General features: G+C 64.3%; 13 protein-coding genes, 1 tRNA gene and 1 pseudogene. 10 read left to right on the forward strand and 5 right to left on the reverse strand.

Annotated features, from left to right (window positions below):
- Nucleotides 1–26 precede the first annotated feature (26 nt).
- From EPN29_09305 to EPN29_09330, 6 genes and pseudogenes are all read left to right on the forward strand, one after another.
- Complete coding sequence (locus EPN29_09305; GenBank protein TAN32360.1) at nucleotides 27–1,232, forward strand: aminopeptidase P family protein; 1,206 nt, start codon at nucleotides 27–29, stop codon at nucleotides 1,230–1,232.
- A 303-nt stretch (nucleotides 1,233–1,535) separates the two neighbouring features.
- Nucleotides 1,536–2,582 (forward strand): transaldolase, encoded by a 1,047-nt coding sequence (locus tag EPN29_09310; protein TAN32361.1) that lies wholly within the window; start codon nucleotides 1,536–1,538, stop codon nucleotides 2,580–2,582.
- A gap of 636 nt (nucleotides 2,583–3,218) precedes the next feature.
- Nucleotides 3,219–4,351, forward strand: a pseudogene (locus EPN29_09315) (site-specific integrase).
- Nucleotides 4,352–4,484: 133 nt separating this feature from the next.
- The gene (locus tag EPN29_09320; protein ID TAN32362.1) at nucleotides 4,485–5,126 is read left to right on the forward strand and encodes a hypothetical protein; all 642 of its coding nucleotides are present in this window, start codon (nucleotides 4,485–4,487) and stop codon (nucleotides 5,124–5,126) included.
- A gap of 192 nt (nucleotides 5,127–5,318) precedes the next feature.
- Nucleotides 5,319–5,585 (forward strand): hypothetical protein, encoded by a 267-nt coding sequence (locus EPN29_09325; GenBank protein TAN32363.1) that lies wholly within the window; start codon nucleotides 5,319–5,321, stop codon nucleotides 5,583–5,585.
- 218 nt (nucleotides 5,586–5,803) lie between these two features.
- Nucleotides 5,804–6,844, forward strand: coding sequence for a hypothetical protein (locus EPN29_09330; protein ID TAN32364.1), 1,041 nt, complete (start codon nucleotides 5,804–5,806; stop codon nucleotides 6,842–6,844).
- Between the two features lie 21 nt (nucleotides 6,845–6,865).
- On the opposite strand, the gene EPN29_09335 is transcribed toward EPN29_09330, so the two are convergent.
- Nucleotides 6,866–7,522 carry a hypothetical protein gene (locus EPN29_09335; GenBank protein TAN32484.1) on the reverse strand — a complete coding sequence of 219 codons (657 nt, stop codon included), beginning with the start codon at nucleotides 7,520–7,522 and terminating at the stop codon, nucleotides 6,866–6,868.
- 373 nt (nucleotides 7,523–7,895) lie between these two features.
- Nucleotides 7,896–7,969 (reverse strand) — tRNA-Met (locus EPN29_09340).
- 138 nt (nucleotides 7,970–8,107) lie between these two features.
- On the opposite strand from EPN29_09340, the gene EPN29_09345 reads away from it, so the two are divergent.
- Nucleotides 8,108–8,620 carry a DoxX family protein gene (locus EPN29_09345; protein ID TAN32485.1) on the forward strand — a complete coding sequence of 171 codons (513 nt, stop codon included), beginning with the start codon at nucleotides 8,108–8,110 and terminating at the stop codon, nucleotides 8,618–8,620.
- A gap of 4 nt (nucleotides 8,621–8,624) precedes the next feature.
- Here EPN29_09345 and EPN29_09350 read toward each other — a convergent pair whose 3' ends face one another.
- Both EPN29_09350 and EPN29_09355 read right to left on the reverse strand, forming a co-directional pair.
- A complete protein-coding gene (locus tag EPN29_09350) occupies nucleotides 8,625–9,029 on the reverse strand; it encodes a VOC family protein (protein TAN32365.1) in 405 nt (134 codons plus the stop codon).
- A complete protein-coding gene (locus tag EPN29_09355) occupies nucleotides 9,026–10,228 on the reverse strand; it encodes a hypothetical protein (GenBank protein TAN32366.1) in 1,203 nt (400 codons plus the stop codon). The genes EPN29_09350 and EPN29_09355 overlap by 4 nt, the downstream gene beginning before the upstream one ends.
- Before the next feature lie 26 nt (nucleotides 10,229–10,254).
- Here EPN29_09355 and EPN29_09360 point away from each other — a divergent pair, with 26 nt between their 5' ends.
- Genes EPN29_09360 through EPN29_09370 form a run of 3 tightly spaced genes read left to right on the forward strand, consistent with a single transcriptional unit; the run spans nucleotide 10,255 to nucleotide 14,134 of the window.
- The gene (locus tag EPN29_09360) at nucleotides 10,255–11,814 is read left to right on the forward strand and encodes an FAD-binding protein (GenBank protein ID TAN32367.1); all 1,560 of its coding nucleotides are present in this window, start codon (nucleotides 10,255–10,257) and stop codon (nucleotides 11,812–11,814) included.
- A complete protein-coding gene (locus EPN29_09365; protein ID TAN32368.1) occupies nucleotides 11,652–12,899 on the forward strand; it encodes an FAD-binding oxidoreductase in 1,248 nt (415 codons plus the stop codon). Before EPN29_09360 ends, EPN29_09365 begins: the two co-directional genes overlap by 163 nt.
- Nucleotides 12,896–14,134, forward strand: a complete 1,239-nt coding sequence (locus tag EPN29_09370; protein ID TAN32369.1) for a (Fe-S)-binding protein — start codon at nucleotides 12,896–12,898, stop codon at nucleotides 14,132–14,134. Before EPN29_09365 ends, EPN29_09370 begins: the two co-directional genes overlap by 4 nt.
- Here EPN29_09370 and EPN29_09375 read toward each other — a convergent pair.
- On the reverse strand, nucleotides 14,128–14,910 hold the full coding sequence (locus tag EPN29_09375; GenBank protein ID TAN32370.1) for a serine/threonine-protein phosphatase: 783 nt from the start codon (nucleotides 14,908–14,910) through the stop codon (nucleotides 14,128–14,130). The two genes, EPN29_09370 and EPN29_09375, sit on opposite strands and share 7 nt — an antisense overlap.
- Nucleotides 14,911–14,915: the final 5 nt, after the last annotated feature.

Consider the following 14,915-nt stretch of genomic DNA (forward strand, 5'->3'; position numbering starts at 1 on the left):
GTCGTGATATTCCCCCAGGCGCCCGCGTGATCGCGAATCTGGACCGCGCCCGTGATCTGATGGAGTCGTGCGAAGTCGATGCACTGGTCGCAACGACCCCGGACAATGTCCTATATCTGACTGGCTATGAGGGCTGGTTTGAACGCAGGAACTCAGAGGATATGTTAGACCCGCTCAGTCGAGCTATTCAGTTTCCAAGTTACGCGGTCCTGACAAAGAGCGATCGCCCTGCGCTAATAGTCGTTGCCTCGTTTGGAGCGACGGCGGCAGGTCTCGGTGCTATTGACGTTCAACATTTCGGGCGCCCCGTGGGATCTCCAGACACCAAAAGTGCGCCCAGTGCGATCGAGGTGCTTGTCCAAGTTCTGAAGCAGCGCGGCCTTGTTGATTGCCGCATCGGAATCGAGCTGCGAGCCCCGGCATCTGATCGCGCGGCGGACCTTGGGGCCCGACTACCCCTGGCTAGGTTGGACGACTGCTCCGTGCTTCTGCGATACATCCGTGCAGTCAAGACGGCAGATGAGATTCGCCTCATGCGTGAGTGTGCCGAAGCCAGTCAGCAGGCCGCCGTGACCGCGCTCGCCTTAGCTCGGCCAGGCCGGGACATGCTTGATATCAGCACAGCGTATCGCGTGGAGGTTGCCCGTTATGACGCCGAACTTGACCACTTTGCGTGGGGCGTGAGCGATGGCGGAATCGCGATGCAGGTCAGTTCGGCGCTTAAAGAAACAGATCTGTGCTACGTCGATTTTGGATGCCGCCGACGAGGGTATTTTTCTGATGCCGGGCTCACCCTGGCGATGCGAGAGCCACGTGCTGACGCGCTGGCAGCCATTGACAACCTCGTGAGGAGCCTCGATGCAGGTAGCGCGGCGCTCCAGGCTGGGAGGCCAGCTTCGGCCTGTCAGGTGGAAATGACCCGGGCATTACATACAGGATCGGCCAGCGAACACTGCTCAGCGAGCGGGCACGGCCTTGGAGTTCAGGTCCGGGACCTACCTTTCGTGGCGCCACGCACGACCGAGCGGCTTCGCGACCAATGCGTCGACCTGCCAGCCGACCTTCCCTTGGAGGCCGGCATGGTCATCAACCTGGAGGCTTCGGTATTCGTCGCGGGTGAATACTCGGCCAACGTCGAGCGGAGCTATGTGGTTCGACAGCATGGTGCGGAACTCTTAGTCTCGGCTCCTCCTGCCGTGTTGATGCCAGGCGCTCAAGGGCGCACCCCCTAACAGTTACAACAGGCCGCGATCACCATCTGTTCACCACGACCTTCTTTCGGGTGCAGAAGTCATCGTCACCCTGGCCAAGCTGCAACCCATAGGCTCTCCTCCGACATGCGGATGCAGCATATACACCGTAGACTTACGACAGCTAATTGTCAACAGTCAGCGCCGCCAACAGTTGCATCCGGTGAGTCAAAGAGGAGGGACCGATGGACGGTAGGCCGTGGTGACGCGATGGTGAGACGGGCGTCCGTGGGTAGGCCAACCAGTATTGCGCCGGCTTTCACCTACAAGAGCCCGCTCCACCGGATGACCCAGACAACGCAGACGTGCTTATGGAATGACTCGGCGGACGTCGAAGAGCTCCGCTATGCCATAGCCAACGGCGCCGTCGGAGCTACCTGTAACCCGGTTATCGCGGTCGGCATTCTGAAGAAGAACATCACCGCGTGGCAGCCTCGCATCGAAGCCCTGACGCGCGAACTGCGGGGCGCGACCGAGGACCAGATTGGTTGGCAGCTGGTTGAGGAGATGTCGGTCAGGGCTGCCGAGCTACTTGAGCCGGCGTTTGCTGCGAGTGGCGGACGGAACGGGCGCCTCTCGATACAGACCGACCCAAGACTCTTCCGGGATGCTGACCGCATCCTCGAGAACGCGATGGCCTTCAGCCGAATCGCACCGAACATGATCGTGAAGATTCCAGCTACCAGTGCCGGAATCCTGGCGATCGAAGAAGCCACCTTTCTCGGGGTCAGCGTGAATGCGACGGTATGTTTCACGCTGCCGCAATGCATCGCCGTTGCCGAAGCCGTAGAGCGAGGCTCGCAACGGCGGCATGGCGCAGGCAATGACATCGATTCGATGGGCCCGGTTTGCACGATCATGGTCGGGCGCCTCGACGACTGGTTGAAGGTCCTCCTCGAAAAGCGAGGGATTTCGGTCGACCCCGGCATTCTAGAGTGGGCGGGCGTGGCGGTTTTCAAAAAGACGTATGGAATCTTCCGTGAGCGTGGCTATAGAGTGCGACTGCTTTCCGCGGCGTTCCGCAATCACATGCACTGGAGTGAGCTGATCGGCGCCGATGCCGTGATCTCGCCGCCCTTCGCTTGGCAGAAGCGTCTAAACGCGAGCGACATCGAAGTTCGACCCCGGATCGACGAACCGGTCGACCCCGATGTCGTGAGTCAGCTGATTGGCCATTTCCCGGACTTCCGCCGCGCATATTCGGAAGATGGACTTACAACGCAGGAGTTTGATTCGTTCGGCCCCACCATACGCACGCTGCGCCAGTTCATGGGGGCCTGCAGTGACCTTGAAGCGCTCGTCCGCGACGTAATGCTTCCGGAGCCCGCATAGACGGACAGCTTGGCTCCTCTTCCCACCCTAGGTAGGTCGTGGCTTGGGAGATCTACGATGAGATCGGCGGTCTCCCGCGTGGCGGTAGACCGCGATAGGCCGCCCATGTGGTGGGCCCGGTTGGAGTCGAACCAACGACCAGCCGATTATGAGGCCCGCCCGAGCTCGTGCCAGAGAGTGTCAGGGAGTGTCAGGCGTACTCAGCCGTGGCCGTCAGCGACTCGATTCAGTGTCAGGGAGTGTCAGCGAGTGCCACGGCGTTGATGTCAAAACTGTTGTCAGAGCTGGGCGACTGAGATTCGTCGCGGGACAAATCTCACAAGAATTTACGAGGCGTGTCACAGAGTGTCAGGAAGTGTCACCGGGTGTCACGCGGTGTCAGGACGTCTCACGCGTTGCTGATGGTCTTCGTTTCGCGCTATTGCCGTCGTCGCGAGCTGGGGATACCGTGCGACGCATGGTGGCGACGATTGCGCATTACGTGTTGGAGGTTGCGGCCGAGGCCGGCACTGGCCGGATTCGGCTTGGCTCGCACATCTCCTGGCACGGAACGCGTAACACCGTGCCTTCCATTGCGGTCGCAGAGGGTTCTGCAGTTCGTCGACACGGGTACCGGTCGAAGAATGAGGGTCAGCGATGAGCGCGGGACGCCGTGGCAACGGCGAAGGAACCATCCTGAAGCGCTCCGACGGACGCTGGGCGGCAGCCATCATCCTCGACGACTACAGCCGAAAGTGGATCTACGGCAAGACACGACGCGAAGTTGCCGGCCGGCTCACAAAGATCCAGCGGGACATCGCTGAAGGTCGGCCAGTCATCAACGAACGGCTGACCGTCGCCGACTACATGAATCGGTGGCTGTACGAAGTTGCGAAGCAGCGAACACGCCCGCTGACTTGGCGCGGCTATGAACATCTGGTTCGGCTTCACATCCTCCCCAGTCCGGCCGCGTGCGACTCGCGAAGTTGAGTCCGCAGCACGTTCACTCACTCGTTACTCGGAAGATACGAGAGGGTCGCCTGGCGCCGCGAACGATTCAGTACATGCACTCGGTCCTCAGAGCGGCCCTCAACCAGGCTGTTCGTTGGCGAATGGTCCACTACAACGCCGCGGCGATGGTTTCTCCACCTCGAGGGAAGCGCCGTGAGGCCATCGTGCTAACTCCCGAAGACGCACGGCGATTGCTTGACGGCGCGCGAGGCGATCGCCTCGAGGCGCTGTACTCGGTCGCGCTGGCATTTGGCCTGCGGCAAGGCGAAGCGCTCGGGCTGAAATGGAGCGACATCGACCTGGACACCGGGATACTGCGCGTGCGCCGCGCCTCACAGCGGATCCCGCATCAAGGGACGCAGCTCGTCGAGACGAAGACGGAGCGCAGTCGGAGAACTCTTGTCATGCCACCGATCGTCATCAGCGCACTGCGCTCTCACCGCGCCCGCCAGGCCATGGAACGCCTGGCAGCTGGAGAACAATGGGTCGACCTCGACTTGGTCTTCCCGAGCGCCAAGGGAACCCTTGCCGACGGCCCAAATGTCACGCACCGATTCCATCGACTGCTGCAGCGGGCCGGCTTACCACCGATGCGTTTCCACGACCTGCGCCATGCGTGCGCATCGCTGCTTCTTGTTCAGGGCGTCCATCCGCGCGTGGTGATGGAGACACTCGGCCACAGCCAGATCAGCCTGACGATGAACACTTACAGCCATGTGCTCCCCGCCCTTCAGCGCGAGGCGGCTGATCGGATGGAGGCCGTACTCGGCGTGCCCTGAAATCGCGCACCGCATGTGGATTTCAACAGAGCTTGGCGAAATCGAAGTATTTCTGGAGCGGGGCCGCGTCTGGGAAGTGGTTGGTGGTTAATGCGTGTCGATGGCAATATCTTGGTTGGAAAGGAGTTCCAGATTGCCCGAGCAACCAGAAACGCACGACCTGACGACGGGCGTCGAACTTGACCCAATCACCAGGGACGTGATGGCCTGGGCCGGTGTCGCAATGGCCTGGGGACAAGCACTTGAAGCTGAGCTCAGTGCTTACGCGTGGCTGTCGCATCCTAAGACTTCAACGCTGACACGTCGCGACTATCTCCGGCTGCTAGCCAGCATCCAACGACAAACGCTGGGGAGTCTCGTGCGTGAACTCAAACCACGCATCCCTCAGCAAGGCGCCATGTTCAAACAATTGACCAAGGTGATTGAGCGACGAAACTTCGTCATTCATCACTTCTTCAGGACGCCACAACGTCAGGCGATGATGAAAACGGACGACGGGCGGGCGGCGATGGTGGCCGAACTTCAGACTGACGCGGTGAATTTCCGTCGCTGGACCGAAGCGATCAAGCCAGTGGTCCTCATGTACGCCGTTGAAAAGGGCCTACGCGTTCGTGACCTGTTAGACCGCGCACCGCGGTTGAGGGCGCAGCCCGCAATTGAAGGCAAGTCCATGACCGCTCAAGCTCAGGTCGCGGTCACCATGGACCCTCACCATGCTGAGTATCTGGTGGACGTGCTGAAGAAGGCCCAGCGCAGCGCTGAACGGCGCCGGTAGGGTGACAATGGCGGCGAGATACTCATGACAAGCTCCGAGACACCGGACCCGAGTCCCATGGGAACAGTCGGCCAGCGATCGCCCGACGGTCGTTGGTGGTGGGATGGTGCCCAATGGCAACCTATAGCACCCGCCGGACTTGCTCCGCGCCAATTTGCAAGGTCCGGACTGAAGCGTCCGCTTCTTTGGTTTGTGGCGGGGGTCGTTGACGCCAGCCTTTTTCCTCTCCTCATCCCGTGGGTGTTTTTCAGCTTTGGTGTGATCCATGGAATACGCCGCTTCCGTGAGGGCTCCGCAAGTCGAGCCGCTATTGGCATCGCTGCCAACGTGATCGGTCTGGCTGCCTATCTTGCGGTAAGCGTGGGGCTGGCGCTCTCAAAAGGCGACGGCGCATATGTCATCACCTACCTTCTCATTTCCCCCAACGAGTTGCGATTGTTCAACTACCTGCTTGGCTGACCGGGTCGAACGTCGGTCTTCTGGAACTCGGCCTGCCTGGGATCGCTTCGTCCTCAGCGAGAACTGTTGTCAGAATTGCTGTCGGACCGGGTGCCGATGCCGGTCAAACCCCCAAGGAGGCTCGAGACGAGTTCGATTTGGAGTGGGCCCGGGTGGGCCTTTGATTCACGACCAGCTAGATTGCCGGGCATGCGCTTGCGTGTCACGCTCCTCACAAGATGAAACGACTTCCGCTGTGGCTGTGGCTGGTCGGAGCAGTGGTCCTAATCGGCGTGGTTGTGGCCATTACGGGGATCGATCCTGCGTATCAGTTCGCGATCGACGTTGTCGTCATCGCGCTCGCCGGCATAGTGCTGGCAGCGCAAAGCGCCCGCAAACGTTCGACAGCCTCCGCTGCTGAGCTGGCCCGCTTTTCGCCTGACATGCGTTGGTGGTGGAACGGTCAGGCCTGGCAGACCGCAGTATCGAACGACGGCCGATCGCGTTGGGACGGCCGAGCCTGGGTTCCACGCGAGTACTCAAGCAAAGTCCGGAATACGGTCGATGCCACGACGTATGCAATCACGACGTTCCGAAACAAGCGGCTCAACGGATGGGAACTCCAGGTGATGAGTATCAGCGGCAGAAAGTTCTGGCGGTGGATCTCAGACGCTAGGGGCACGAGTAACGATTTCGACCTGGAGGGTGCGCATAGACAACTTGTCCAAGCCGCTGAAAACGATCCGCCGCAGAGTTGGCAAATGTCGCGTTCCGCAATCAGTGCACTCCAGTCGCTGGTCATGGAACTTCATCCAGCGGACTCAAATGACGTCGTCGGGCCTACAGCTGTAGGGCAACTCGAGGCAGCAATGGTGGATGCGCTACATGTGGCGGTTGGCAGCGGGCCGAACGATCTTCTACCCGGAGTGGACAGGAAGAAGTATTGGGTCTCTACACGCCGCTATCCCGGCGCCGGATGGCAGACCGCAGTCTTCGATCGCAGCCTCACCAACTGGCTTGACCACCCAATCTTCTGCATCAACGAGATGGAAAGTCCGGATGACGCATTGGCCAATCACGTCGCCGCGCTAGCCGTCGTCGCCGAAGGTCCAAGGACCACGTGGCCCACTGGGATGCACTTTGAGCCATGCGTCGTCCCGTCGTGGCTAAATGCAATCCAAGGTGTTCGGGACCGTCTAAAAGTGGGTACCTCTGACCGCAAGGGGCACGTCGATGCTTACGTCGCTCTGCGACAGCGGTACCGATGCGAGCACCTCTAGCGAGCGAGAGGTCCTGACGGCCTACTTCCCGAGCATACGCAGGAGTTCTCCAGTGCGAACCGTTGTCAAGCCCGTGACCTCGTAGTCTTTGTCGGCGCTCCAGATTGCGACGCTCTTGTGTACCAATCGACTCGGTCTGTTGAGCGCTCGATGCAGAAGCATCCCCGTGAGTGTCTTCGGATTTCTCTTTATGGGCTTCCCCGGCGACGTCATGGGTGACTGCATCTCTAGCAACAGGTCGTTCATTCGGTGCCGAACTACGACGTCAGCGGACCATAGCTTTCGTGCCCAAGCGCCTTCCGGCGGTGCTGAATGTCGGTATTCGTGACTCGTGTCGATCGCGAGAGCGACTGTCGGCCAATCGTCCGGGTCGCGCGCGCCGATTCGCCGCAAGGCCTCGTCTTTGTACCTGGCCGTTACCGCTGGTTCCTTCCATTCGACGGGCATCATGGCGAAGGTCCCAAGTAATAGGTCCTCCTCAAGGCCCCGCTTGCGAGCCAAGACTGGCAGCCATTCCCTGACCTCATCGGCGACTTCGCGTGCGCTGTACACGTGAATCCCGGCCTCAAGCGAAAAAACCAGTGCGCCAGCAGCTCGACCGCCGAGGACCGCTGAGATCAGCGCATTGGCGTCAGCGACGAGCGCGTCGGGAAGCCGCGAAGTCTTTGAGAGCGGAATCCTCGGTCACTCCTGCAGCTTCCATTTTCTTCCGCACCTGTTCGGCCAACCTCAGGAAAACAGCTCGGCGGAGATCGTTAGGCAACGACTTCGGCTCATCCCAGGGCACCCAAAAGCCTGCCGGATGGCCGTCACGTGTTATCAGAACTACGTCATCTGAGCGCAGCCAATCCGTCGCTCTGTCGCGAAACTCTCGAACCGTCGCTACCTTCATGGTGTGATCACTCCTGTGACCACTATAACGCTCAGCACGGCGAGCGGCTCTCTCACGCGGTTGAAGGGAATCTCTCAACTGTTGTCAGAATTGTTGTCAGACCGGCTGCCGACGCCGGTCAGACCCACCAAGGAGGCTCGAAATGAGTTCGATTTGGAGTGGGCCCGGGTGGCCTCGATCCACCGACCAGCCGATTATGAGTCGGCCGCTCTAACCAGCTGAGCTACGGGCCCCTCTCGCAGGCCGGCGCCGGCCGCCTCCGCTGAGTCTATCCGGGGCGGCCCCTCGGTTAGGGTTTGAGATCTGGGTGGCGGTGCGCGACCCACGGAATGTAAGTGGCTGCGGCTAGATATCAGGAGATGACGGTGTTGATGGCTTTAGCCCTTTTGATCCTCCGCGTTGTGGTCGGCCTGACGCTCGCCGGGCACGGCGCCCAGAAGCTCTTCGGCTGGTGGGGCGGTCCGGGCATGTCCGGTTGGACCGGCGCGATGACGCGAATGCGGATCCGTCCGGCATCCGCTTGGGCTTGGATGTCCGCGCTTGCGGAGCTGTTGGGCGGCCTGGCCGTTGCGCTCGGGCTGCTTTTTCCGCTGGGCAGTTTCGCCATCGCGGGCTCGATGCTGGTGGCGATCGGCCTCGTGCACTGGGCGAAGGGCTTCTGGGTCAGCAAGGGCGGTTACGAGTTCAACCTGCTGATCCTGGCCGTGGTGGCCGCGCTGGCGCTGATCGGGCCCGGAGCCTATTCGATCGATCACCTGCTGCGCATTCACCTCCCCGAGCCGCTGACACTGGCGGTGGGGACTCTGGCCACGATCGCGGGCGTCGCCATCGCCCTCGGCACACGCGGCGAGCCGGCCGTCGAATCGAAGCCGCAGGCGACCTGACGCTCTAGGCCGGAGCGATCACTTCGACTTCGTTGCCTTCGGGGTCGTCGACGTAGAAGGTCCGAACGCCTTGGAGCACGGGGTGGGTCCCAGACCTCACGTCAATTCCCTCGGCGGCGAACCGTTCACGCAGCTCGTCGTACGCGACGGTCTCGACGCGAAACGCCAGATGATGCAGGACGCGCATGACCTTTGCGCGCGGGAATTCGGACGACCTGTCGGGATGCGGGATGAGCACGATCATCTCCGGCACGCCCGCACCACCGTCGGCGGCCTTCAGGAACTTGTTCGGCAGCTCGACCGGCGAGATCACCTCGAGGCCGAACAGGTCTCGATAGAAGTGGAGCGCGGCTTCCATGTCGCGCACCCACAGCACGATCTCGGCCAGGCCGGCCACGACCCGGGTCATGCCGCGACTGCCGACACCATGGCGGCCAGGTTGACGTCTTTGGCGCGCGGGGGGACCGAGCACCCCGGGGCGAGCAGCAAACCCCGCCCGCCGGTTGCCGCGACGGCACGGCGCGCTTCGGCCTCGACCTCGTGCGGCGGTCCGTTCAGCAAGCTAGCGCGATGACCCAGCCCGCCCATCACCGCCCGCCCGGCCAGCGTCCGGCCTTCGGCCAACGACGGGTTGCCCTGGTTGTGGATCGACCAGCTCACCACCTGCGCCGGCAGCTCTCGGGCCAGGCCGAAGTGGAGGTGGGAGCCGCACAGGTGGGCGACGTTGAACCACGCCTCGCGCGGCAGTCGCTGGAGCACGTTCATGTCGTACGGCAGCACCAGATCGCGATACACCTGCTCGGGCATCGCATCCTTGCTCGCGTAACCGGAGATCGCGTAGAAGATGCCGGCGCCTCCGGCCGCGACCGAGCGCGCGCCGAAATCGACGAGCCCCTCAGCGATCCGATCCAGCGCCGGGCGCACCAGGTCGGGGTGCTGGCGGAGCTCGCGCACGACGCGGGCTTGCGACTTGCCGACCAGGTAGCCCGCGACCGTGATCGGGCTGAAAACGGTCTGGATCACCGGCACGTCGGGTCCCAGCTCGCGAGCCACAATCCCGATCGCCTCGACCTGGTCGTCCAGCGCCATGCGATTGACCAGCGCGACGGCTCCCCAGGCCTCGAGATCCGGGACGGCGGCGCTGATCAGCACCGGACCCTTCAAGCGATGGCCGGCCGGTTTGTAGACGGAGCCGAAAGCCTCGGCGAAACAGCTCGCCCGCGGCTGGAGCTTGACAAAATCCCACCCGAACTGGCGGGCGCGCTCGACGGTTGCGGACGCCAGGGTCTGGGGCGACCACTCCTCGCGATAGGTGTGTCCCCACGCGCCGACAGGCGGCCGGTCGGCCACGGTCATCGCCAGCGCGGCGGCCACCCGTTCTCGGCCGTTCATCGGTTCGAGTTTAATGTGGACGTGTTGAGCGACGTGAGAACCGAGGCCGCACGACTGCGCGCCGCCGCCGAGGCCAAGCCGCTGAAGCTCCCGGTCAACCGGCGGGTTGACGAGCAACACCATGCCCTGACGCCCGACGGCCTCTCCGTCTGGTACACGATCCAGGTCTCGCCGCACAGTCGAATCCAGGAGGCGATCTTCGAGCGCACCGATCATGCGCCGACCGACGAGGAGTGCCGGCGATGGCTCAACCTGCTCATCGTCGGCGCGGAAGCGACCGAAGCCCCCGGCCTTCCGGGAGCCATGACGCGGAGGTTCGAAGCCTTCGAACGCAGCCCGGACCGCGAGGCTCCGCTCGCCTGATGTCCTTACCTTCGTCGGCGGCCGAAGAGCTGCGTCGAATCGTGGGCCGCGAATCCGTCATCGACGCCGCCAACGACCTTCGGATCTTCGAGCGTGACGGCTCGATCGAAGGCGCCGTTCCCGACGCCGTCGTGCTGGCCTCGACCACCGAACAGGTCGCCGAGATCATCAAGGTGGGCGCGAGGCATCACGTTCCCGTCGTGCCGCGCGGCGCGGGCACCGGACTTTCCGGCGGCGCGGTCACCATCCGGGGCGGCATCGCGCTGCAGGTCACGCGCATGCGGCGCATCGAGATCGACCCCGTGGCGCAGACCGCCCTGGTCGAACCGGGCGTCGTCAACCAGGAGCTCTCACTCGTCGCCGCCACGCACGGGCTCTTCTACGCCCCCGACCCGTCGAGCCAGAAGGCGTGCACCATCGGCGGCAACGCCGCCGAGAACTCAGGCGGCCCTCACTGCCTCTACTACGGCGTCACCACCAACCACGTGCTCGGCATGGAGGTCGTGCTCGCGGACGGGAGCGTCCACTGGGTGAGCGGCGACGCGCCCGACCGCACCGGCCTCGACCTGTGCGGCGTTCTCGTCGGCTCCGAAGGCACCCTGTGCGCGATTACCAAGATCAAGGTCCGCCTGCTCCGGATACCGCCCAGCGTCGCCACCCTGCTCGCGGCCTTCCCGACCATCGAGGCCGCGAGCCACGCCGTCTCGGCGGTCATCGCGCGCGGCATCGTGCCCGCCGCCCTCGAGATGATGGATCGCGTCACCGTCGGCGCGGTCGAGGCGCACTACCACGCGGGTTACCCCACGGATGCCGGCGCGGTGCTGCTGGTGGAGGTCGATGGCATCGCCGAGTCGACTCGCGAGCTGATGGCCGCGGTGCGACAGGTGCTGGAGGAGAACCAGGGTTACGCGATGCGCGAGGCCAAGACTCCCGCCGAGAGGGACCTGCTGTGGGCCGGCCGCAAGGGCGCGATCGGGGCGCTTGGGCGGATCAAGCCCAACTACTACCTCCACGACGGGGTCGTGCCGCGCTCCAAGCTGCCTCAGGTGCTGTCGGCCGTCGGCGAGATCGGCGAGCACTACAAGCTGCCCGTCGCCAACGTCTTTCACGCCGGCGACGGCAACCTGCATCCCAACATCCTGTTCGACCTGCGAGACCGCGAGGTGCTGCACCAGGTCGAGGGCGCCGGAGAGGAGATGCTCAGAGCGGTCGTGGAGATGGGCGGCGCGCTGTCCGGTGAGCACGGGATCGGGCTCGAGAAGGCCTCGTTCATGCCCTGGGTGTACAGCCCAGACGACCTCGACGCCATGCTTCGCGTCAAGCAGGCACTCGATCCCGATGGAATCCTGAACCCGGGCAAGATCTTCCCCGACCCGTCACGCAGGCCGATCCAGCTCGTGGGCCGCACCGGTCTTGCCGTCGAGGCCAAGTGGTGGTGACGGCGCCGGCGGTGGAAAGGCCCGGGACCGCCGAAGAGCTTGCCGCGCGCCTGGCCGAAGCGGCAGGTGATCGCTCCTCCGTGGTCCCGGTCGGCGGCGGGCGTGCGAGCGAAATGGGCGACGCTTCAGGACGCGGTGACGTCGAGCTGCACACGACCCGGCTCGACCGAGTGCTGGAGCATTCGCAGGCCGACATGGTGATCAGCGTGGAGGCGGGCATCACGCTCGAAGCCCTGCAGGCGGTGCTGGCCGAAGCCGGCCAATTCCTCCCTCTCGACCCTTTCAACTCGCCCGGCCACACCATCGGGGGATTGCTGGCGACGGCCTGGACAGGCCCGCTTCGCCTGCATTACGGCTCGCCGCGTGACTTCCTCATCGGCATCCGTGTGGCCCAGCCTGACGGCCGCCTGGCCAGTGCCGGTGGGCGCGTGGTCAAGAACGTCAGCGGGTACGACCTGATGAAGCTGCACCTCGGAGCGATGGGCACGCTCGGTGTCATCGTCGCCGCCTCTTTCAAGGTGTTCCCCAAGCCGCTGCACGACCTCACCGTCGAGGCCCCGCATGAATCGATCGCGGACGCTTGGACGTCGACCGAGCGGGCGTTGGCGATGCCGCTTCCCCCCGCGGCGCTGGAGCTGTTCTCCGACGGCCGCGTGCTGGCGCGTTTCTTCGGCAGCCCGGGCGCGGTCGAACGCATGGTGGATGAGCTGGGCTGGAAGAAGGTCGAATCGTCGGTGTGGGTCGAGCACTCGCACCGCGCGCCCAAGGCCTGGGCCCGGATCGCTGTTCCACGCCACGACCTGCAGAGGATCGTCGCCTCGCTGCCGGCAGGCGCGCACTGGTGGGCCTCACCGGGCGCGGGGATCGTGCACTGGGCGATCGCGACCGGCGCACAGAGCGTGCGCGATGTCCGGGCGGCCTCGGAGGCTGCGCACGGCTCGCTTGTCCTGCTGGCGGCACCGCCCGAGCTGCGACGCGAAGTCGGCGCCTGGGGCTCGCCGCCTCCGACCCTGGAGCTCATGCGCCGCCTCAAGCAAGTCTTCGACCCGGTCGGAATCATGAACCCAGGTAGGTTTGTGGTGTGACTGAAGACCAAGCCTCATCACCGCACCCCACACCTTCCCTCCAAGCGGCGACGGCGCCCTTTGCCCGGCTGAGCGACGACGACCTCGCGACCTGCGTGCACTGCGGCCTGTGCCTGGACGCGTGCCCGACGTTCCGCACCACCGGGCTCGAGACCGAATCGCCTCGCGGGCGCATCTACCTCATGACGCAGTGGAAGCGCTCCAGCCTGCCGTTCACCGAGGAACAGGCCAAGCACATCGACCTGTGCCTCGGCTGCCGAACCTGCGAGGCGGTATGCCCTTCGGGCGTCCCTTACGGGCGCATCATCGAGGCCGGGCGCGCGGAGGTGGAGAGCCTTCGCCGTCCGACACCCAAGCGATGGCTCGCGAAAACCGCGCTGCGGCAGCTGCTGGCGCATCCGGTTCGGCTGCGCGCTTTCGGATCCGTCACGCGCTTGGCCCAGGCCGCGCGTCTCACGTCATTCGTCCGCTCCGGCCGCCAGCTGCCGCCACTCCGCGCCCAGTTCCGCCCGCCGGCCGGCAACATCGCGCCCGCGATCGGCGAGCGGAAGTATCGCGTCGCCTTCCTCGTCGGTTGCGTGATGCCGATCCTGTACCCACAGTCACACCAGGCGGCGGTCAAGCTCCTGCAGCTCGCGGGCTGCGAGGTGTGGTTTCCACCGGATGAGCACTGCTGCGGAGCCCTGCTCGCCCACAACGGCGACCTCGAAGGAGCGGAACGCCTGCGCGACGTGAACGCGCGAATGTACGGCGCCGGCAGCTTCGACGCGCTCGTCATCGACTCAGCAGGCTGTGGCGCCCACCTCAAGGATTTCTATCCGAGCTTGCAAGGGCGCGTCAAGGACCTCACGGAGTGGCTCGCCGAGGTCGGACTGCCCGAGCCCAAACGTGAGGTCGGCCTGCGTGTCACCTATCAGGACGCCTGCCACCTGGCGCACGCGCAGCGCATCCGCAAGCAGCCGCGCGAGCTGATTCGTTCAGTGCCCGGAATCGAGCTGGTGGAGATGCGCCACCCCGACATCTGCTGCGGCGCGGCCGGTCTCTACAGCACGCTCGAGCCGGCCATGTCCAACCGGATCCTGCAAGAGAAGATGGACGACGTCCTCAGCACCCGCGCCGATGTCGTGGTCGCCGCGAACCCTGGCTGTCAGATGCAGCTGGAGGTGGGCCTTCGCGCGCGGAGGTCAGGGATGAAGGTCGAGCACCTGTCGGAGCTGGTGGCCCGGGCCTACTGACCAGCCCTCAGCTTCGGCAGCACCGCCGTCCTCGTCACGTCGACCTCGACCCGTGCCACCGCCAGCGTGACGTTGTCCGGCGCTCCCAGCTCGCGGCACCGCTCGATCACGCGCTCGGCGCCGCGGTCGAGGTTGCCGTCCTTGAGCAGCAACCGGCCCATCTCCTCGACGCTCACGCCCGCGGTCTCCACGCCGTCGCTGCACAGCACGACAGCGTCGCCCTCCTCCAACTTCATCGTGTCGGTGAAGGACTGGATCGATTCCCACACGCCGATGGCACGCGTCAACCGATGCTTGAGGGGATGGGTCGCCGCCTCCTCAGGTTTGATGACCCCGAGCCTCACCTGCTCTGCCGGCCACGAATGATCCTGTGAGATCAACTTCGCCAGGCCGTTGCGGAATAGATATGCGGGGCTGTCGCCGACATTCAGCAGGCCGAGCTCGCCGGCTCTGATCGCGGCGATCACCATGGTGCTGCCCATCCCGGCCCAATCCGGGTTGTCACGCGCGGCTTCGAACACCGCGGCATTGGCCTCCTTGCATGCCCTTCTCAGCCGCTCGATGCCCGGTCCTTCGCTGCCGTCCTCGGCCAGGACCTTGGTGACCGCTTTCGATGCGATCGAGCTGGCGGTCTGACCCGCTGCATGCCCGCCCATTCCGTCGCAAACCACCAGCAGGGTGTCGAGTCCCGCCTTGTTGCGCCAGACGACTACCGCGTCCTCGTTCTCCTCACGCTCCAGACCGGGATCGGTCGCCCAGGCGATCCGAAGCCGCATCAGTG

It is taken from the genome of bacterium, from assembly GCA_004299235.1.
Taxonomy (GTDB): domain Bacteria; phylum Chloroflexota; class Dormibacteria; order Dormibacterales; family Dormibacteraceae; genus SCQL01.